General features: G+C 39.7%; 16 protein-coding genes and 1 pseudogene. 15 read left to right on the top strand and 2 right to left on the bottom strand.

Annotated elements, in window-relative coordinates:
- Window positions 1-783: 783 nt before the first annotated feature.
- Window positions 784-3,423, top strand: a complete 2,640-nt coding sequence (locus AB3I27_RS04405; RefSeq protein ID WP_002312450.1) for a cation-translocating P-type ATPase — start codon at window positions 784-786, stop codon at window positions 3,421-3,423.
- A gap of 228 nt (window positions 3,424-3,651) precedes the next feature.
- Here the strand turns inward: AB3I27_RS04405 and AB3I27_RS04410 are convergent, their stop codons facing one another.
- Window positions 3,652-4,350, bottom strand: coding sequence for a DUF975 family protein (locus tag AB3I27_RS04410; protein WP_002293400.1), 699 nt, complete (start codon window positions 4,348-4,350; stop codon window positions 3,652-3,654).
- A gap of 216 nt (window positions 4,351-4,566) precedes the next feature.
- Here AB3I27_RS04410 and tgt point away from each other — a divergent pair, with 216 nt between their 5' ends.
- The 9 genes and pseudogenes from tgt to AB3I27_RS04455 all read left to right on the top strand — a co-directional run bounded on the left by tgt (window position 4,567) and on the right by AB3I27_RS04455 (window position 15,165).
- Window positions 4,567-5,712 (top strand): tRNA guanosine(34) transglycosylase Tgt, encoded by a 1,146-nt coding sequence (gene tgt, locus AB3I27_RS04415; RefSeq protein WP_002294183.1) that lies wholly within the window; start codon window positions 4,567-4,569, stop codon window positions 5,710-5,712.
- Between the two features lie 96 nt (window positions 5,713-5,808).
- Window positions 5,809-6,189 carry a preprotein translocase subunit YajC gene (yajC, locus tag AB3I27_RS04420; protein WP_002320627.1) on the top strand — a complete coding sequence of 127 codons (381 nt, stop codon included), beginning with the start codon at window positions 5,809-5,811 and terminating at the stop codon, window positions 6,187-6,189.
- A 304-nt stretch (window positions 6,190-6,493) separates the two neighbouring features.
- On the top strand, window positions 6,494-9,091 hold the full coding sequence (gene adhE / locus AB3I27_RS04425) for a bifunctional acetaldehyde-CoA/alcohol dehydrogenase (protein WP_222896968.1): 2,598 nt from the start codon (window positions 6,494-6,496) through the stop codon (window positions 9,089-9,091).
- A gap of 228 nt (window positions 9,092-9,319) precedes the next feature.
- Window positions 9,320-10,426: a glycoside hydrolase family 105 protein gene (locus AB3I27_RS04430; protein WP_002309738.1), complete on the top strand. Its 1,107-nt coding sequence runs from the start codon at window positions 9,320-9,322 to the stop codon at window positions 10,424-10,426.
- A 16-nt stretch (window positions 10,427-10,442) separates the two neighbouring features.
- Window positions 10,443-11,471 carry a TRAP transporter substrate-binding protein gene (locus AB3I27_RS04435; RefSeq protein ID WP_002316606.1) on the top strand — a complete coding sequence of 343 codons (1,029 nt, stop codon included), beginning with the start codon at window positions 10,443-10,445 and terminating at the stop codon, window positions 11,469-11,471.
- A gap of 5 nt (window positions 11,472-11,476) precedes the next feature.
- The gene (locus AB3I27_RS04440) at window positions 11,477-11,956 is read left to right on the top strand and encodes a TRAP transporter small permease (protein WP_002309736.1); all 480 of its coding nucleotides are present in this window, start codon (window positions 11,477-11,479) and stop codon (window positions 11,954-11,956) included.
- Between the two features lie 15 nt (window positions 11,957-11,971).
- A pseudogene (locus AB3I27_RS04445) lies at window positions 11,972-13,267 on the top strand (TRAP transporter large permease).
- A gap of 10 nt (window positions 13,268-13,277) precedes the next feature.
- On the top strand, window positions 13,278-14,102 hold the full coding sequence (locus tag AB3I27_RS04450; protein WP_002309734.1) for a sugar phosphate isomerase/epimerase: 825 nt from the start codon (window positions 13,278-13,280) through the stop codon (window positions 14,100-14,102).
- A 163-nt stretch (window positions 14,103-14,265) separates the two neighbouring features.
- On the top strand, window positions 14,266-15,165 hold the full coding sequence (locus tag AB3I27_RS04455; protein WP_002309733.1) for an AraC family transcriptional regulator: 900 nt from the start codon (window positions 14,266-14,268) through the stop codon (window positions 15,163-15,165).
- Between the two features lie 115 nt (window positions 15,166-15,280).
- On the opposite strand, the gene AB3I27_RS04460 is transcribed toward AB3I27_RS04455, so the two are convergent.
- Window positions 15,281-16,150 carry an AraC family transcriptional regulator gene (locus AB3I27_RS04460; RefSeq protein ID WP_222896971.1) on the bottom strand — a complete coding sequence of 290 codons (870 nt, stop codon included), beginning with the start codon at window positions 16,148-16,150 and terminating at the stop codon, window positions 15,281-15,283.
- A gap of 152 nt (window positions 16,151-16,302) precedes the next feature.
- Between AB3I27_RS04460 and rhaB the strand changes: the two genes are divergently transcribed.
- From rhaB to fucO, 5 genes are all read left to right on the top strand, one after another.
- The gene (gene rhaB, locus AB3I27_RS04465) at window positions 16,303-17,763 is read left to right on the top strand and encodes a rhamnulokinase (protein WP_002313985.1); all 1,461 of its coding nucleotides are present in this window, start codon (window positions 16,303-16,305) and stop codon (window positions 17,761-17,763) included.
- Window positions 17,760-19,016 carry an L-rhamnose isomerase gene (gene rhaA / locus AB3I27_RS04470; protein WP_002313986.1) on the top strand — a complete coding sequence of 419 codons (1,257 nt, stop codon included), beginning with the start codon at window positions 17,760-17,762 and terminating at the stop codon, window positions 19,014-19,016. Before rhaB ends, rhaA begins: the two co-directional genes overlap by 4 nt.
- 13 nt (window positions 19,017-19,029) lie before the next feature.
- Window positions 19,030-19,875 carry a rhamnulose-1-phosphate aldolase gene (gene rhaD / locus AB3I27_RS04475; protein WP_002309729.1) on the top strand — a complete coding sequence of 282 codons (846 nt, stop codon included), beginning with the start codon at window positions 19,030-19,032 and terminating at the stop codon, window positions 19,873-19,875.
- A 1-nt stretch (window position 19,876) separates the two neighbouring features.
- The gene (gene rhaM / locus AB3I27_RS04480; protein WP_002293379.1) at window positions 19,877-20,188 is read left to right on the top strand and encodes an L-rhamnose mutarotase; all 312 of its coding nucleotides are present in this window, start codon (window positions 19,877-19,879) and stop codon (window positions 20,186-20,188) included.
- Between the two features lie 81 nt (window positions 20,189-20,269).
- Window positions 20,270-21,421 carry a lactaldehyde reductase gene (gene fucO / locus AB3I27_RS04485; protein WP_002312462.1) on the top strand — a complete coding sequence of 384 codons (1,152 nt, stop codon included), beginning with the start codon at window positions 20,270-20,272 and terminating at the stop codon, window positions 21,419-21,421.
- Window positions 21,422-21,465: the final 44 nt, after the last annotated feature.

Here is a 21,465-nt window from a genome sequence, read left to right on the forward strand (position 1 = left end):
TAACTGGCAGCTTTTTTCGATGCTTCTATTCGCAGATAATTATACAGTTGCGTTTCTGCTTTGAAACACGTGTTATTACTAGAAACTTCATTAACGAGTAATAACATTGAAGAAGTTAAGAACTATCTTTATGATACACCAACTTTTCAGCGACAATCGATCAATTTTTGTATGAAAAATGTAGTAAGATGCAAGTTAAAAGATAAGAAAAATGCGTACAAATAAGAAAAAGCCGAGCTCTCGATAAGCTCGGCTTTCTTGTATCTCGGAAGGATTCAAATAAACAGAAATGATTGTAACTTTCCATCATACATGCAAAGCACGGTGTTGAATTTCTTCATGTTAAACAAAAATTTTGTTTTCGTTACATCTTCAACATTTGAAACATCTCTTGTTCCTATTCAATTTTCAGACGTTTACGTTATTCAATTGTTACGTATCGCATTACTTCTTGTTTCGGATACTTCGTGATCCAAACATCCATACGCATTCACTATTTATAGGTTTGTACTCTACACGCATGTCTGAGTGAAACCTGTACTTCTAACAACTTTGTTTGCTTACACTGTTCTATCGAGAAATTCTTCTGTTTATTTGATGGTATCCTCCTTCCTTACATCTATATAATAGCACCTTTTGGTAGCGTTTGCAAATATAAGTGCTTTGGATTTTATGCTTTCTTAACAAATAATCAATAAGCCCTTTGGTTGAAGTAATTAAAAAAAGGATGTTATAGTAAAATTAGTACCTTTTTTTGTACGAAGATTTTAAAGGAGGAATAGGATGGAAGAATACAAGCAGACAATAGAAGAAGTAAGGAAGGTTACGGAAGCAGATCCAGATACTGGGTTGTCTTCACAAGAAGTGGATGAACGTCGAAAAAAGCAGGGATTGAATAAATTCGATGAGGCACCAAAAGAATCGATAATCAAGAAATTCTTTCGAAGCTTGTCGGATTTTACAACGATCATCCTTCTTATAGCAGCGGTGATTTCCTTTTATACTGCATTTGCTACAGAGCATGGAGATTTATTTGAAGGACTGTTGATCATCGCTATCGTTGTGATCAACTCGGTATTGGCGATCGTCCAAGAAGGAAACGCAGAAAAAGCACTGGAATCCTTGCAAGATATGAATAAACAAACGGCAACTGTCATACGTGACGGCAAAGTGACCACTGTTGAGTCAGAGCAACTGGTGGTTGGTGATATTCTTGTTTTAGAGTCCGGTGATGCTATTTCTGCCGATGCCCGTTTGATCGAAGCATCACAATTACGTGTAGAAGAATCGGCGTTGACTGGGGAAAGTGAAGCAGTTGAAAAAGATGCAGCATTCGTCGCAAAAGAAGATGAGTCATTAGGTGACCAACTCAATATGGTATTTAAAGGATGTACGGTTGCTGCAGGTCGTGGGAAAGCCATCGTCACTGCTATTGGTATGGCTACTGAAATGGGTAAGATCGCGGATCTTTTGAACGAAAACACCATGCAAAAAACACCTTTACAGGTCCGATTGAATCAGCTAGGCAAACGAATCAGTATGATCGCTTTAGCGGCTGCGGCTTTAGTATTTGTGATTGGTGAATTACAAGGAGAACCACTCCTTGAAATGTTCATGACTTCGATTTCCTTGGCTGTTGCAGCTGTACCGGAAACCTTGACTGTTATTGTTACGTTGACACTTGCATACGGTGTGCAGAAGATGGCGAGGAAACATGCGATTATCCGGCAGCTACCAGCAGTAGAGACTCTAGGAACTGCTAATGTTATCTGCTCAGACAAAACAGGAACGCTGACACAAAATGAAATGCGCGTCCGCCGAGTCTGGAGCAAAGACGATGAAGTAACGAATATCGAAGACTCAATGACGAACAGCGCGATGGAAATATTGAAAATGGCCGCACTATGTACAGATGTGACGGTCGAACAAGAAGATGACGACCTTGTTATCAAAGGTAATCCAACAGAGGTAGCCATCGTCAGGGCTGTTGAAGAGAATTATCATACAAAAGCAGAATTAGAAGAAAAATATCCACGAGTAAACGAGCTTCCTTTTGATTCTGAACGAAAAATGATGACAACGGTTCATCAAATGGGCGAAAAATACATCTCAATCACCAAGGGAGCATTCGATGTTCTGGCTCCGCGCTTTAGTTCAGGCGATGTAGAACAAGCAGCAATTGTTAATGATCGCTTTGGTAAACGGGCACTGAGAGTGATTGCTGTTGGTTATGCTACTTATGACGAAGAACCGCAAGATATTTCTTCTGAAGCATTGGAAAAAGACTTACGTTTGATTGGCCTGATCGGAATGATCGATCCACCACGTCCAGAAAGTAAAGGAGCAATCAAGCGAGCGAAAAAGGCCGGCATCAAAACAGTCATGATCACTGGAGATCATGTGGTAACTGCCAGTGCCATAGCGAAAGAATTAGGTATCTTGAATGATCCGTCAGAAGCACTCTCAGGATCAGAACTGCATCAATTATCAGACGAAGAATTAGATGCGCGTGTCAAAGCTCTCTCTGTCTATGCTCGGGTAACGCCAGAAGACAAGATCCGGATCGTCAAATCTTGGCAACGTACGGGTGCAGTCGTAGCGATGACTGGTGATGGTGTGAATGATGCACCAGCGTTGAAAGCAAGTAACGTCGGATGTGCTATGGGGATCACAGGGACAGACGTGGCGCAAAGTGCCGCAGATATGATTCTGACGGATGACAACTTTGCGACGATCGTCGATGCTGTCAGTCAAGGACGCTCGGTTTATCAGAATATTCGTAAAGCAATCAACTTTTTGCTAAGTTGCAACATTTCGGAGATTTTTATTGTTTTGATTGCGATGCTGTTAGGTTGGGGCGCACCATTCACAGCTGTACAGTTACTGTTTGTCAATGTAGTTGCCGATGGACTTCCAGGATTTGCTTTAGGAAGAGAACCAGCAGAACACGGCATCATGGATCAGCCTCCTATTCCGAAAAACGAAGGGATCTTTGCTCGAGGCTTATTGCAAAAAATCGCCATAAACGCAGGGGTCTTCACCATCGTAACTTTGTTTGGTTATTATTTAGGTAGTTATGTCGATACTATCAGCCCATGGGTAGACGCAAGTCAACATGTCGGTCAAACAGTTGCATTCTTGATCTTAGCTTACTCATCAATTTTGCATGTGTTCAATGTACGCAGCAGTCAATCGATCTTCAAAGTCAATTTAGCAACAAATAAAGCGTTGTTTGAAATGGCGTTACTGGCATTAGCTATTACAACGGCTGTTGCTTTGCTGCCGTTTACGCAAGAACTATTCGGCCTAGTACACATCAGTTTGAATCACTGGTTCTTGGTAGGGATTTTGTCTATCGTACCAATCGCGGTCAATGAACTGATCAAGTTCCACCGATTGCCGGAAGCAGAAGAAGAGGAATGATCAACTGTTTCTAAGTTGATTTTCTTTTTACTGGAACTATACAAAAAAGGAGGCGTGACATGAATGTTGTCACACCTCCTTTTTTGCTAATAGGCTGAATGTTTCTTTTACTGCCTCTTGATAAACGGTGTTCTCCTGCCAACCCTTCGGTCACAAGTCACGATATTCATCAAACATGAGAAACTGTTTTTTGTAACTCGGAATTAAACGGCAGGCTCACACTCTCTTTTAAATATCTTTTGGCAATTGTTCATAAAATGCTGCTTTTGTTGCAGAAATGTATGGGCTGAGCCATAGATAACCGATACCAGCAGTTGCTAATGCTAAGATATGCCAGCCGATAAATGAAAGATCTAACCAGAAAAGTTTTCCTTTGTAACCATCCATCAATTTTCGACTTGCGGTGATTGTATCCAGTACTTTAGGCGTTTGGCCTGTTTCTTGGACGATATCATAATAGATAAAATAGCTTTGAGAATAAGAATAGCTTTTAATGATTCCAGGAATAACTAATAACAAACCCCATAATGTTGTAAAGATTGAAATCAACACAGCTAAACCGATCACTCCGCCGATAAACAAACCTTTGAATCCACGAAATGCATCTTTGAATGGTTCAATCTGATCTTTTTGACCACGTAAAACATCAAGATAAGTCCAAGAAATACCACTCATGAACAAAGCGCTGATAATGCTAGAAATAATTCCACCACCACCTCCTGAACTACCGCTTCCTGATGCCATCGCATCTGAGACGTTCGCTGATCCATCATATGTGGCAATAGCAAACAAGATAATAGGAATCATAATAAGAAGAATAGCAACAATACCAATCAATGTAGGGATTAGATTTAATAAAACAGCTTGACCCCACCGACCTTTTAAACTCTCTTTTGCTTGGCGTTTTAATTCTGCAGAAGATTGCATGATTTTCCCCTCCTTTCTTTCATAAAACCAATATACCATGTATCAAAAAATATTTCTGTCATAATGTTTTTTTCTTTTTTGTTATTCATGAAAAAAAGATAAAAAAAAGAATATTAAATAAAGTAGAAGGAAGCCGAGGGAACTTGCAAAAAGCACTTGAAACGATTATGATGGTGGGAGTTGTCAAGATATTTTATATAGAAAGTAGGGAAATGAATGACGCAACCTGCCATTCGCTATCGTTTAATCAAGAAAGAAAAACACACTGGCGCGCGTTTAGGGGAATTGATCACGCCACACGGAACTTTTCCCACACCAATGTTCATGCCAGTAGGAACATTAGCTACAGTAAAAACAATGTCCCCAGAAGAGTTGAAAGAAATGGGTGCTGGCGTTATTTTAAGTAATACATATCATTTATGGCTACGCCCTGGTGAAGACTTAGTAGAAGAAGCTGGCGGACTGCATAAATTTATGAACTGGGATCAACCGATTTTAACAGATTCAGGCGGCTTTCAAGTTTTTTCATTAAGTGATATGCGGAATATCGAAGAAGAAGGCGTGCATTTCAAAAACCACTTGAACGGTTCGCGTATGTTTTTATCACCAGAAAAAGCAATCAACATACAAAATAAATTGGGCTCTGATATCATGATGAGTTTTGACGAATGTCCACCATTCGATGAAAGTTACGACTACGTGAAAAAATCAGTAGAACGTACGTCTCGATGGGCAGAACGAGGATTGAAAGCTCATGCTAACCCAGACCGTCAAGGATTATTTGGAATCATCCAAGGCGCAGGATTTGAAGATCTTCGTCGTCAAAGCGCGAAAGATCTAGTCGGCATGGATTTCCCTGGTTACTCAATCGGCGGATTATCTGTCGGGGAACCTAAATCAGAAATGAATCGTGTATTAGAATTCACTACACCGTTGATTCCCGAAAACAAACCACGTTACTTGATGGGTGTCGGTGCTGCTGATTCATTGATTGATGGTGTTATCCGTGGAGTAGACATGTTTGACTGTGTCTTGCCTACTCGAATCGCTCGAAATGGCACATGCATGACTTCTCAAGGCCGTCTAGTAGTGAAAAATGCGAAATATGCCCATGATTTCCGTCCAATTGATGAGAAATGTGATTGTTACACATGTAAAAACTATACACGTGCCTATATCCGCCATTTGATCAAATGTGATGAAACATTTGGCATTCGTTTGACTTCTTACCATAATTTATACTTCTTGTTGAATTTAATGAAACAAGTACGTCAAGCGATCATGGATGATAATTTGCTTGAATTTAGAGAAGCCTTTTTTGAAGAATACGGGTTCAATAAAGAAAACGCAAAAAGTTTCTAAAGGAAAATCTTTTAAAAATTAAGTAAAAAACTAGTGTTAGCAGCATTTTTCTGCTAAAGTGTTTTTTGTAGATACAGAATTAGTGAGGTGAAAAAAATGGGATCATTACCAATGCTTGTGATGTTTATCGCGCTATTAGCAATGTGGTTTTTTATGTCACGTTCGCAAAAGAAACAACAGCAAGAACGTCAAAACTTGTTAGATAGCATGAAACCAGGTGATTCAGTCGTAACGATTGGCGGATTACACGGAGTTGTTTCAGAAATCGACAATGATAAACGGACAGTCGTTTTAGACTGCGAAGGGATCTTCCTTGAGTACGATCGTGCAGCAATCAAAACGGTCAAACCAGGGACTGTCGTAACAAATGATGCAACAACGACTGTTGAAACAACAGAAGAACCAGCTGATACAGTTGAAGTAAAAACTGAAACAACAGAAACGCTGGAAGAGACAGAAGAGAAGAAAGAAAAATAAGTATCAAAGCTTATTTAAAGACGAGGTAGGGCAGAAAGATGTCCTACCTCGTTTTTTGTTCAAAAAAGAAAGAGATAAGAGCATGGGATACATTGCTCAATATTGAATAATCGGGTGTGTCATATAAATAATAATAAATAACTTTATATATTTTTCTATACAAATACTTGTAAATAAAGCAATTTTGTATTTAAAAATAACTGTGAAAAAAATCACAAAAAAGTGTTTACATAGAAAAACAAATATTGTATGATATACATGTGAATGATTTAACAAATAACCATGACCCATTAGGAGGATAATGATGGCTAAAGTAATGGAAAAAGAAAAAACGAAGACAATTGACGTACAAGCAATGATTGATGGTTTGGCAGAAAAAGCAAATGTAGCATTGAAAGAAATGGAAAGCTTTGATCAAGAAAAAGTAGACCATATCGTGCATGAAATGGCAATGGCAGCTTTAGATCAACATATGCCATTAGCAAAGATGGCTGTGGAAGAAACAGGTCGCGGTGTTTACGAAGATAAAGCAATCAAAAATATGTATGCGTCCGAATATATTTGGCATAATATCAAACATGATAAAACAGTTGGTGTAATCAACGAAGATGTCCAAAAAGGATTGATTGAAATTGCTGAACCAGTCGGTGTGGTTTGCGGAGTAACTCCAACAACGAATCCGACTTCCACAACGATTTTCAAATCAATGATCGCGTTGAAAACAAGAAATCCAATCGTTTTTGCTTTCCATCCAAGTGCCCAAAAATCTTCTGCAGAAGCAGCACGAGTGGTACGTGATGCTGCTATCGCTGCCGGAGCTCCTGAAAATTGTATCCAATGGATCGAACATCCTTCGATCGAAGCGACTTCTATGCTAATGAACCATCCAGGTATCGCGATCGTCCTAGCGACAGGTGGAGCTGGAATGGTCAAGTCTGCTTACTCTACAGGAAAACCAGCTTTAGGTGTAGGTCCAGGTAACGTACCAGCTTATATTGAAAAAACAGCAAAAATCAAACGTGCAGTGAACGATTTGATCGTTTCGAAAACATTTGATAATGGGATGATCTGTGCTTCTGAACAAGCTGTGATCGTGGACAAAGAAATCTATGCAGCAGTAAAAGCGGAATTCCAAGCACACCAAGTTTATATCGTAAAACAAGATGAATTGCAAAAATTGGAAGATGCAGTGATGAACGAAGGAAAATATGCGGTCAATCCATCGATCGTTGGACATTCTGCGATGGAAATCGCCAAATTAGCAGGAATCAGTGTACCAAAAGGAACGAAAATGCTGATTGCTGAATTGGAAGGCGTAGGACCAGATTATCCGCTATCAAGAGAAAAACTTTCTCCAGTTCTTGCCATGATCAAAGCTAACAACACGGACCATGCGTTTGATTTGTGTGAAGGTATGTTGAATCTTGGAGGATTAGGACATACAGCAGTTATCCATTCAGAAAACGAAGAGTTGCATGTCAAATTCGGTCTTCGAATGAAAGCTTGTCGTATTTTAGTGAATACACCATCTGCAGAAGGCGGTATCGGTGATATCTATAACGAAATGATTCCGTCATTGACTTTGGGATGCGGTTCTTATGGTAAGAACTCTGTTTCTCGTAACGTCTCTGCTGTAAACTTAATCAATGTCAAAACTGTAGCGAAACGGAGAAATAACATGCAATGGTTCAAATTACCGCCAAAAATCTTCTTTGAAAAGAATTCTCTATTGTACTTAGAGAAAATGGAAAATGTTGAACGTGTCATGATCGTTTGTGACCCAGGTATGGTCCAATTTGGTTACTGCGATACAGTTCGTGAAGTATTGTCACGACGCAAAAATGATGTGAAAATCGAAGTCTTCTCAGAGGTTGAACCGAATCCATCGACAAATACCGTATACGCAGGAACGAAATTGATGGCAGACTTCAAGCCGGATACAGTAATTGCTCTGGGAGGCGGTTCTGCAATGGACGCAGCTAAGGGAATGTGGATGTTCTATGAACACCCAGACACATCTTTCTTCGGTGCAAAACAAAAATTCTTGGATATCCGTAAACGGACATACAAGATCGATAAACCAGAAAAGACACAATTCGTGTGTATCCCGACAACATCAGGAACTGGTTCTGAAGTAACACCATTTGCGGTCATCACTGACAGTGAAACACATGTGAAATATCCGTTGGCAGATTATGCATTGACACCGGATGTCGCAATCGTCGATCCTCAATTCGTCATGTCAGTTCCAGCATCTGTCACAGCAGATACAGGAATGGATGTGTTGACACATGCAATTGAATCTTATGTTTCAGTCATGGCTTCAGACTATACACGCGGATTGAGTCTGCAAGCAATCAAATTAGTCTTTGACTATTTAGAAAAATCAGTGAGAACACCTGATATGGAATCACGTGAAAAAATGCACAACGCTTCTACAATGGCTGGTATGGCGTTTGCTAACGCATTCCTAGGTATTTGTCACTCAGTCGCACATAAAATCGGTGGGGAATACGGGATCCCTCATGGACGGACAAATGCGATTCTTTTACCGCATATTATCCGCTACAATGCAAAAGATCCACAAAAACATGCGATGTTCCCTAAATATGACTATTTCCGTGCAGATACAGATTACGCAGATATTGCAAAATTCTTAGGTCTGAAAGGCGAAACAACAGAGGAATTAGTCGAAGCTTTAGCAACTGCTGTTTATGAATTAGGAAAATCTGTCGGCATCAACATGAGTCTAAAAGCTCAAGGAGTCACACAAGAAACACTAGATACAACCGTAGACCGTATGGCTGAATTAGCTTACGAAGACCAATGTACGACAGCTAATCCGAAAGAACCATTGATCTCTGAATTGAAACAGATCATCATTGATGCTTACAATGGATAAGCAAAAGAAAGCATAGAAAAGAGATAAAAAAATAGATGAAAAAGAACTTGGAAAACGTTGTTTCTCCAAGTTCTTTTTTTGTTTTCTAAGTATTTGAAAGTTACTTTTGTTATTTAACGTTTAGGTCAATTTTAGACAGTTTTTGTTCAAAAAGCGATATTTATAGTGAACGGTATTACTGCTATATTAAGGATATAAAATGAAAGCGTTTAAAAAGGTGGCATAAAGATGATTATTAAAGAAGAGATTTTTGTACCTAAAGAATTAGTGAAAGAAAAAATTGACCTGCTCGTTGAAAACCTGACAACGATCAAAGACGATAACGGTGAATTTTTATTGGACTTTGATGGATTGAAAGTAGATGACAAAAGCTGGACAGTATGGAATTGGCCACAAGGTGTCGGATTATACGGTATTTATAAAAATTACCAGATGACAAAAAATCCTCGCGCTTATCAAGTAGTCAATGAATGGTTTGAAGATCGGATGGAAGAAGGCGCTCCGCCAAAAAACGTCAATACAATGGCCCCATTGTTGACGATGGCTTACTTGTATGAAGACACGAAAGATTCACGCTATTTGCCTTATTTAGAACAATGGGCAGAATGGGTCATGAATGACATGCCTCGGACAAATGAAGAGGGGTTGCAACATGCCACATATGGACCGGAAAATAAGAATCAGTTGTGGGACGATACATTGATGATGACAGTGCTTCCTTTGGCAAAAATCGGGAAACTGTTGAATCGCCCAGAATATTTAGAAGAAGCTCGTTACCAGTTTATGATCCATATCAAATACTTGATGGATAAACGAACAGGGTTGTGGTATCACGGCTGGACGTTTGAAGGAAATCATAACTATGCCGAAGCATTTTGGGCTCGTGGAAACTGCTGGTTGACGATTGCTATTCCAGAGATCATTGAAATCTTAGAACTATCGAAAGAAGATGCATTGCGCAAGTTGTTGATTGAAACACTTGAAGCACAAGTGCGCGCATTAAAAACTTATCAATCTGAAAGCGGTTTATGGCATACGTTGTTGGATGATCCTTCTTCTTACGTAGAATCTTCTGCAACTGCAGGATTTGCTTACGGTATTTTGAAAGCGGTCCATAAACGTTATTTGCCGCAAGAATATAAAGAAGTCGCTTATCGTGCTATCCAAGGATTGCTTGAACAAATTGATGAAAAAGGAGAAGTCCAAAACGTTTCAATCGGGACAGGAATGGGGGATAGTTTAGATTTTTATCGGAATATCGGAATCACAGCAATGCCTTATGGACAGTCGTTAACGGTGCTTTGTTTGACAGAATTGCTCGTCTCTTATTGTTAAAAGAAAGGAAACCCATATGAAAAAAACATCACTGCTGTTTGCAGCAAGTTCGCTTAGCCTAGGTCTGCTAGGTCTAAGCGGCTGCGGAAATAATTCTAGTGTGGCAACTGTCGCAGATGCAGACGTAAATGAGACAGTTACCTTGCGCTTTGCTTATGCAAGCAACAGCCAGCCGGTAATTGATGCAATGAATGAATTTGGGCGTTTAGTAAAAGAAAAAACAGATGGTTCCGTACAGATCCAGTATTTCCCAGATGGACAACTGGGTGGAGAACGTGAACTAATCGAATTGACACAGTCAGGAGCAGTAGATTTCACAAAAGTAAGTGCCTCAGCGTTGGAAAGTTTCTCTAAAGATTATTCGATTTTTTCAGTTCCTTATCTATTCAATGATGAAGAACATTTCTTTAAGGTGATGGATAATGAAGAAATAATGGAACCGATCTACCAATCGACCAAAAATTTAGGGTTTACCGGATTGACCTATTATGATTCTGGTCAGCGCAGCTTTTATATGGTAGACGGTCCGATCCATACGCCGGAAGATTTGAAGGGAAAGAAAATCCGTGTGATGCAAAGCGAAACAGCTATTAAAATGGTCGAGCTTTTAGGTGGTTCGCCAGTCCCTATGGGAAGTGATGAAGTGTACACGTCTCTTCAATCCAATTTGATCAACGGATCAGAAAACAATGAATTTGTCTTGTATACAGCTGGACATGGTGGGGTAGCTAAATACTATTCTTATGATGAGCATACACGTGTGCCCGATATCATCATCATGAATGATGCTATCAAAGAACAGCTAACTGCTGAACAGGAAAAAGCGATTGAAGAAGCAGCAAAAGAATCGACGGTTTTTGAAATCGAAGCTTTTGCCAGAGCGATTGAAGAAGAGAAAGCTTTAGCACAAGAAGAACATGGAGTTCAATTCAATGATGTAGATAATACACCGTTTCGAGAGGCAGTCGCACCGCTTCATGATACATTCAAAAACGATCCTGCCTACAAAGACCTTTATCAAAAGATCCAAGAGCAAGGAGCGTAGCTGTAATGAAAATGATTTTAAATAAGGTGTTAGAGATCCTAGGAGCTGTTTTGCTTGTTGGGATGGTCGCTGTCGTTTTATGGCAAGTATTTTCCAGAACGGTTTTAGGAAATCCGAATACGGTGACAGAAGAGCTTGTCCGATTCGGACTTGTCTGGTTTGCTATGTTGTCTTCTGCGTATGTTGTGGGACAAAAAGCACATTTAGCCGTAACGGTTTTAAGTGAAAAATTATCTGGTAAAAAAAGTAAAATTTTAGAAGTCGTTGTTCAAAGTTTATTTCTGGTATTTGCTACGATGATCATGGTGTATGGCGGATGGAATGCTGTCACGTTGACAATGGGGCAGATCTCGCCTTCTTTAAGCATTCCGATGGGGTACGTCTATTTGTCAGTACCTGTCTCAGGGATACTCATCATTATCTATAGTCTGATCAATCTAATCGATACATTAAGCAACAAGCCAGCAATTCAAGAAAAAATATAAAAATGGAGGAATAAAATGGCAATAGAAGCCGGATTAGTGTTATTTTTTGTATTTGTCGTGTTGCTTGTATTAGGGATGCCGATTGCTATAAGTATTGCATTCTCATCAATGATGACTTTATTGTTAGTTATACCGTTTGATGTTTCTGCTTTTAGTTCAGCTCAAAAAATGGTGGGAAGTATCAACAGTTTTTCGCTCATCGCTATTCCGTTTTTTGTTCTTTCAGGTATTATCATGAATAATGGAGGGATAGCCAAGAAACTAGTGGATTTTGCGATGTTGTTCGTCGGACGTGTACCGGGGGCTTTGGCTCATACGAATGTGTTAGGGAATGCTTTATTTGGTTCCATCTCTAGCTCAGCCATTGCCGCTTCTACCGCGATTGGCGGAGTCTTGATCCCTCAGCAAGTGGAAGAAGGATATGACCGGAAGTTTGCGACAGCAGTCAACATCGCGTCAGCTCCGACAGGTATGGTCATTCCTCCAAGTACTGCTTTTATCATGTATTCACTTGTTGCTGGTGGTACTTCGATTTCTGCTTTGTTTATGGGAGGGTATCTCGTAGGTATTTTTTGGTCATTAGGGATCATGCTAGTAGCATTCATCGTTGCTAAAAAGAATAAATACCCTGTTGTTGAAAAAGGGCAGATGGCTCATGCTGGAAAAATAATAAAAGAGGCGATTCCTAGTCTTCTATTGATTGTCATCATTATCGGTGGTATCTTGACCGGGATATTTACAGCAGTAGAAGCTTCAGCGATAGCTGTCATTTACTCCCTGTTGATTGCTATGTTCTACTATAAGACGGTAAAACTCAAAGATATACCTAATATGTTGTTTCAATCGGTAGCGATGTCAGGGACAATCATGTTCTTATTAGCTACTTCTTCCATGATGTCTTTTGCCATGGCATTTACTGGTATTCCTCAGGCAATCAGTTCGTTGATTATGGGGGTAACGGATAATAAACTAGTTATTCTGCTGTTAGTCAATCTCGTTTTGTTACTTGTGGGGATGTTTATGGATGTAGCGCCTGCTATCTGAATTTTTACACCAATATTTTTACCAATCGTCACAAGTGCAGGGGTTGATCCTGTACATTACGGGTTGTTTTCAATCATGAATCTGTGTGTAGGCTCAATTACACCTCCTGTGGGTACAGGGCTATATGTCGGTGCAAGTGTAGGAGGCGTAAAAGCAGAGGCAATGCTGAAACCACTTCTTCCGTTTTATGGGATTATCCTAGTCGTCTTGTTTTTGATTACCTATTTCCCGCAAATCGTCATGTGGCTACCCAATATGCTGAGTTAGGAGAATAATTATGTTGAACATTACAATTAGAGGACATGATCTTTCCCAAGTCCAAACGATAGAAGATCTTGCAGAAAAAACAAAAGAACAAGGAATCCATACACTGCAGCTCGCCTTAGGTCTTTCGTTTCCTGAAATGTCTTCTGGCGCAAACGAAATCAATTCTGGGATGGGAAATTATGTCAAACGAGTCTTAGAAAAGCAAGAAGTGTCCGTAGGAATTTTAAGCTGCTATATCAATATGATTCATCCAGATTTAACGATACGAGAAGAGTTGCTGACAAAGTTCGAGCAGTATCTTCACTATGCTTCTTCCTTTGGTGCGTCGATGGTTGCTTCGGAAACGGGATGTGTCTTGCCGGAAATTCAATATACGGAAGAAAATTTCACAGATGAAGCATTTGCTGAAGCAGTGTCCGTTATCCGTCGCTTGGTAAAAGCTGGAGAAAAATACCAAATGATGGTGGGGATAGAACCAGGTTTGAATCATCCGGTGTATTCTTTAGCAAGAGTAGAGCAGCTGATCCAAGCAGTGGATTCGGACTATCTAGGAATCATTTTAGATCCGACAAATTTGATTACAAGCACTAATTATCAAGAACAAGTCCAATTGGTAGAAGAAGCTTTTGAGCGTTTTGGTGAAAAGATATGTGCGGTTCATTTGAAAGATTTTCGTGTCGAACAGGAAAAAATCGTGCCGGTAAATTTGGGAGACGGTGTGATCGAGTACACAAAAATCAAAGAAATCATCAAGAAGAACCGTCCGTATCTGTATGTGGTTCTTGAAGAAACAAAAAATGATGGGATTCGTTATGGAAGAAGTCTTCTTGAATAATGTAAAGAAGACATTGATTAACTAATATTTAGAATGGAGGGGGCGGGGCTAGAAGATGTCACGTCTCTTCTTTTTTATAAGAGTATATAAAAGCAGCTCTTTTTGATTACAAAAAACGTGATATAATATAATTGTTCAAAACTGAACAAAGGAGGTGCAGCACATGCTCCAAAAGAAAATAAGCGGTGAGCAAGTCAATACGATGGTTTCTGATCAGTATGAAATCTATCATGTCAAAGATGTCGTCAGCCAAAATAAAACAATCTACCATCACCATGATTTTTATGAAATCCATGCTACATTAAAGGGTGAAGCGACTTTTTATTTGAATGGACGGCAATTTACGATCAAAGCAGGAAGTGTGCTGCTCATCCATTCCAACGATTTGCATCGTATCGTCCGCCAGTCTTCAGATGTATTCGAGCGTGTCTATATCTTTGTTACCCCTTCTTTTCTGGAAAGTCGTTCCACGCCATGGTCTAATCTATCGGCTTGTTTTCAACCAATGGGAGAGAAAAGGAGTCGTGTATTGCAAGTCGAACAGGAAGTATTGAAGCAAAAATTATCATTTATCGACCACCCTCCTGATAAAAAAATTTACGGTGAAGACATAAAATATGAACAAGCTCTAGTAGAATACTTGATTTTTCTCAATCAAGTAGTACAAAAAGAAGAGAGTGCGCAAGAACAAAATGCTGTAGTTCCAAATGAGCGTGTGGAACAAATGTTACAATATATCTCAAAAAATTTATCTCATCCGCTTTCTTTAGAGGAAATGGAGAAGCAATTTTTTGTCAGCAAATACCATATCACCCGAGAATTCAAAAAGTACACTGGATTTACGTTTCATCAGTATGTAATGAAGAAAAAGCTGATCTATGCCAAGCACTTGTTGCGAGAGTACCGTAGTTCTAGTGCTGTATATAGTAAAAGTGGTTTTTCGTCTTATCCACATTTTCTGAAAGCATTCAAGAGAGAGTTTGGTATAACGCCTAAAGAATTTTTGAAACGCGATACGCAAAACCAGCTTATTCATTATGAACATTTTGAAGATGAAAAATGAGAATAACCACTCCCGAATAACCGAAGTAGCTGCTGTTGTTTATATAGAAGCAGAAACTGCGGTTATTTTATTATTCTACTATATCTTTTAAAAAAGTGCGTACATATTATATGAATCAGCTAAATTTACGAAAATCTCTCGGTGATAATCCAGTTTTTGCTTTGAACAAGCGACTAAAGTAAGCAAAATTCTCGATTCCGATTTCTTCGGAAATCATTCGAATAGTAAATTCTGTATACCGAAGAAGGTCTTTAGCGTAAGAGAGTTTTTTGCTGATTAAATAATCAATTGGAGGAGAACCGATGAATTTGGAAAAATCTTTGCTCAGCTGATATTTATTCAGTAAAAATTGCTGTTCTAATTGATCAAGTGTGATCGTTTCTTTGAAGTGTTCGTCCAAGTATTGCTTAAGCTTATAAACGTAAGGGGGAATATCTTCTTCTTCGAAATCCAGTTGATACTTCTGCAAAATCAGTTCATTCAACAGCTCGTGGATAGCTACAGAGGACTGGAAATCGGTACGGGCATTCGCACCTTGCTGCATGTGGATCAATTCTGTGATCAGATGATGGATCTTGTTTTCTGATGGATCGCCTGTCGAATGGAAGGTGTTATGCCCGTCTTTTGTGAACTCTTGATAAAATGATTGGACGCTCTGACCATTCAAATGAATCCAATCCATTTCCCATGGTTCTTCGCTAATTGTTTGATAACGCTGATATTCTTGGCAGTCAATAAAAAAGAGGTCTCCAGCTTTTAGCTGGTGCTGATTATCTTTATATGTAAGCAAACCTTCGCCAGACAAAGTAAATTTTATCAAATAAGAAGGTAAATATGCTCGTTCAGTATAGTAAGGGACCGGCGCTTTAAAGTAACCGATTTCTTGGATATAAAAAAATAAATTCCTACTTCTTTGCGTAGGTGTGAAGATCACTCTTTTTGAGTCTTCCGACCATGAGTGATTGGCTTTTTCCCAGTAATCCATGTAAACACTCCCAACTTGTCAAGATAATGCAATTATATACCAAAATAGTGTGAAGCAAAATATAAGTTTATGTAATATGATAGCATTGTTAATAAATGATAACGCTTTATTAATGGAGTGTTAATCAACAATAAAGTAAAAGAGGTGGAGAAATGAATCCGACATTTGTTGCCATCGATATCGGTGCGTCAAGCGGACGACTAATGAAAAGTACGAGGAATGATGAAGGTTCTTTAGTCTTGGAAGAAGTACACCGATTCAAGAACGGCTTTCGGAAAAAAGACGGTCATGACCGCTGGAAGATCGATTATCTTATCGAAGAGATTTTGATTGGATTTGAAAAATTAAAGAAAACAGGAATCGAGCGTTGTTTTGCAGGGATCGATACATGGGCAGTCGATTACTGTTTGATTGACGAACAAGGGGAACGGATGAATGATCCGATCGCTTATCGGGACGATCGTACCGATGAAGCAGTAAAACAGTTTTCTGAAATCTATTCTCTAGATAAGTTGTATGAGCAAACAGGGATTCAGATCCAACCTTTCAATACCTTATTTCAATTGTTTGTCGAAGAAAAAGACCATTTGGCAAAAGCACATAAATTATTATTGATTCCTGATTATTTAGGCTACGTCTTTACTGGCAATATGGTGACGGAGAAAACCAATGCGTCTACTATGCAGCTGCTGAATGCAGGAACAAAAGAGTGGGAAACAGAACTTCTTGAAAAAGTTGGTGTCGCGAAAGAATTATTTCCTCCATTGACAGAGCCGGGAACGATACTAGGAGATTTGCAAAAAGAAAAATTCTCAAAATATGATTTGCCAGATGTGACCTTTATCACAGTAGCAAGTCATGATACGGCGTCAGCTGTATTAGGCACACCAGGGCAAGGAGAACAGTGGGGCTATATCAGCAGCGGGACATGGTCGCTTTTAGGGATGGAAACAAAGATCGCCAATGTTTCTCGCGCCGCTTTTTCTGAGAATTACACGAATGAATGGGGCGCTCATAATACGGTGCGTTTCTTGAAAAACATCATGGGGATGTGGTTGATCCAGGAAGTTGCTCGAATGCAGGAGTACGAATACAGTTACGCGGAATTGGCAGAACTTGCTGCAAAAGAAAAGCCGCTGCAACAAGTGATGGAAATCAATGACCCTCGATTTTTGAATCCTAAAAATATGATAGAAGAGATTCAGCAATACTGTTTTGAAACAGAGCAACCAGTCCCTGTCTCACCGGGAGCTATCGCTCGTTGTGTGTATGATAATCTTGCTCTTTGTTACGCACAAGAGCTAATCAAAGTAGAACACTTGACTGGAACGAAATTGGAAAAACTGCACATCGTAGGGGGCGGATCGAATAATCGCTTACTGAATCAATTGACAGCAGATTATGCCGGAATCATTGTAGAAGCAGGTCCTAGTGAAGCCACAGCAATCGGGAATATTGCCATGCAAATGCTCAGTACAGGTCAGTTTTCGAATATAGAACAAGCAAGAAATGTAATCAAACAGTCGTTTCCATGTGAAACTTTTTACCCAGATGAAAATAAGCAAAACACGAATGAATGGTACGTGAATAAAATCAAAGGAGTAATCGTATGAACACGATTGAAAGAAATTACGAACAAGCAAAAGAAAAATATGCAACTATCGGTGTAGATACAGATGCTGTACTAGAAAAGATGCAGAACATCAAAATTTCTATGCATTGTTGGCAAGGAGACGATGTCAAAGGTTTCTTGACACCGGATGGCGAATTGACTGGTGGAATCATGGCAACAGGAAATTTCCCAGGAGCTGCACGGACACCCGAAGAGCTTAGACAAGATTTGGAGAAGGCATATTCGTTGATACCGGGCAAACATAAATTGAATCTTCATGCTATCTATTTGGACACAGAAGAAGCGGTCGATCTCAATGAAATTGAGCCGAAACATTTTGAAAAATGGGCAGAGTGGGCAAAAAAAGAAGAAATCGGTCTTGATTTCAACCCGACTTTCTTTTCGCATCCAATGATGAAAGACGGCTTTACATTGGCTCATCCAGATAAAGAAGTTCGTGAATACTGGATCGAACACGGGAAAAGAAGCCGTAAAATCGCAGAATACTTTGGAAAAGAAACTGGACAAACATGTATCAATAACTTTTGGGTACCTGATGGGATGAAAGACAATCCAATCGACCGTTTTACCCCACGGAAACGTTTGATGGAATCGCTCGATGAAATTTTTACAGAAGAGCTAGATGAACGGTATGTACAAGATGCAGTAGAAAGCAAACTATTTGGTTTAGGCGCTGAAGCTTATACAGTCGGTTCCCATGAATTTTATATGGGTTATGGGTTGACTCGTGACAAACTTGTTTGTCTAGATGCTGGACATTTTCATCCAACAGAAGTGATTTCCAATAAATTGTCTTCCTTAGCTTTATTTAGCAAAGGAATCATGTTGCACGTTTCTCGTCCAGTTCGTTGGGATTCAGATCATGTCGTTTTGATGGATGATGAATTGCAGGAAATTGCTAAAGAATTAGTCCGTAACGAATTATTGGAAAAAACGAATATCGGTCTGGATTTCTTTGATGCAACGATCAATCGTATCGCTGCTTGGGTCATTGGTACGAGAAATACACAAAAAGCATTGATGAAAGCTATGCTGGAACCAGTTGAGCGATTGAAAGAAATGGAGCTGGCTTTTGACTTTACTTCAAGAATGGCTTACACGGAAGAATTGAAAGATTTCCCGTATGCCGATGTATGGAATTATTTCTGTTACAAAAATCAAGTTCCAGTTGGTTTGGATTGGCTGGAAGAAGTCCAAGAATATCAAAAAGACGTGTTGGGATTAAGAAAATAGGAGTGTGGCTATATTGAAAAAAATAGATATTTTACAAGCGCCTTATGTGAAAGAAATGATTGAAACGACATCGAATCTTTATCGCTTGGGTTGGGATGAACGAAATGGCGGGAATATTTCTTATTTACTCAAAGAAGAAGAAATCACACCGTTCTTGGATCCTGAAAAAGTGACCCGTCGCATCTCGATGATTTTTGATGCCAGCCGTTTAGCAGGATGTTATTTTATTGTAACTGGTTCAGGAAGATATTTTAAAAATGTAGCGAGCGAACCTGCCGAAAACCTTGGAATCGTTCGAGTTGCCGAAGATGGCAAAACATTAGAGCTTTTGTGGGGGTTAGAAAATGGCTGCCTTCCTACAAGCGAGTTGCCAAGTCATTTTATGAGTCATATCGCCCGTTTAGAAGTAGACCCAGATAATCGGATCGTTATGCATTGCCATGCTAGCCATTTATTAGCGATGAGCTTTACGCATGAATTAGACGAACGTTCCTTTAGTCGTACGCTGTGGCAAATGTGTACGGAATGTTTAGTTGTTTTTCCAGAAGGGATTTCCATCATTCCGTGGATGGTTCCGGGAACAAATGAGATTGGAGAAGCAACAGCTGAAAAAATGAAAGAAACTCGATTGGTTTTATGGCCGCAACATGGAATCTACGGGTCAGGAAAAGACATGGATGAAGTCTTTGGTTTGATCGAGACAGCAGAAAAGGCAGCAGAAGTCTATACGTACGTCAAAGCGCAAGGACCAATCTTGCAAACAATCACAGATGAGAATTTGTGGCGTTTAGCAGATGCGTTTGGTGTTACTCCGAAAGCAGGTTATTTGGAGGAAGTTCATACGAAAGTAGGGGTCTGACATGGTGAAAAAAGCCTTTTGCATGAAAGTTTACCCAGAAAAACAAGAAGAATACAAAAAAAGACATGATGAACTTTGGCCAGAGATGCGCACAGCACTTCGTGAACATGGGGTCATCGACTATTCGATCTATCTTGATCCGAGTACAAGTTTATTATTTGGTTACTTAGTGGTCGAGGATGAAGAGTTATGGGGAAAAATGGCAAATACACCGATCAATCAAAAATGGTGGAAATACATGGAAGATATCATGGAAACAAATCCAGATGCCTCCCCAGTCAGCCGTGAATTGACACCAGTCTTTGAACTGTAGAAACAAGCAACTGGGCAGCCGGTTGCTTGAGATTCTTTCGTTTTCATTGTGAAAAATAACACAAATTAGAAGGAATAGAAAATGAGTAATCGAATGATTTTAAATGAAACATCGTATTTTGGAAAAGGAGCGATTGAGTCAATCGTTCCCGAATTTCAGCAGCGAGGATTCAGCAAAGCAGCTGTCATTACTGATAAAGGATTGATCGAACATGGCATAGCGACAAAAGTAACAAAGCTTTTGGATAATGCAGCAATCGATTATGCTTTATACGACGGGATCGTACCTAACCCAACAATCCAAAATGTAAAAGACGGAGTGGCTTTTGTTAAAGAGGCAGAGGCAGACTGTTTGATCGCAATCGGTGGAGGTTCGCCAATCGATACGGCAAAAGCCATTGGGATTATTTTGACGAATCCAGAGTTTTCAGATGTTATCAGCTTAGAAGGTGTTGCTGATACAAAAAATCCATGTTTACCTATCTTAGCTGTACCAACGACTTCTGGGACAGCAGCAGAGGTAACGATCAACTACGTCATCACAGATGAAGCAAATCACCGAAAATTCGTCTGTGTCGATCCTCATGATATCCCAATCGTTGCGTTCATCGACAGTGACATGATGATGGGAATGCCAAAAAAATTGGCTGCGTCAACAGGGATGGATGCTATGACGCATGCTATCGAAGGGTTGATCACAAAAGGCGCTTGGGAAATGACTGATATGCTGCATTTGAAAGCAATTGAAATCATTGGTCATTCTTTGGAAGCTTCTGTAGAGGGTGATCAAAATGGACGAGAAAAAATGGCATTAGGACAATATATTGCAGGAATGGGCTTCTCAAATGTAGGTTTAGGACTGGTACATGGGATGGCTCATCCGTTAAGTGCATGGTACAACATCCCGCATGGTGTAGCGTGTGCAGCGCTCTTGCCAACGGTCATGAAATATAACAAAGAATATACTGGAGAAAAATACCGTGAAATCGCTCTTGTGCTAGGGATCAAAGGAGCAGCTGAAATGTCTTTAGAAGATGTAAGAGATGCAGCTTGCGGTGAGATCGATCGATTGAGCAAAGCGGTTGGAATCCCAGCGACCATTTCTGAGTTAGGTGTAAAAGAAACGGATATCCCAGCAATTGCAGAAGATGCTTTGCGAGATGTATGTACACCAGGAAATCCAAGAGAAACGACAGTAGAAGAAATCATTGCCTTATATCAAAGCTTGATGTAAAAACGAAGCGGATCTTTAACTTTGAGTTGCCTATAAAGAGAAAT

It is taken from the genome of Enterococcus sp. C46 (assembly GCF_040887565.1).
GTDB classification, from domain to species: domain Bacteria; phylum Bacillota; class Bacilli; order Lactobacillales; family Enterococcaceae; genus Enterococcus_B; species Enterococcus_B lactis.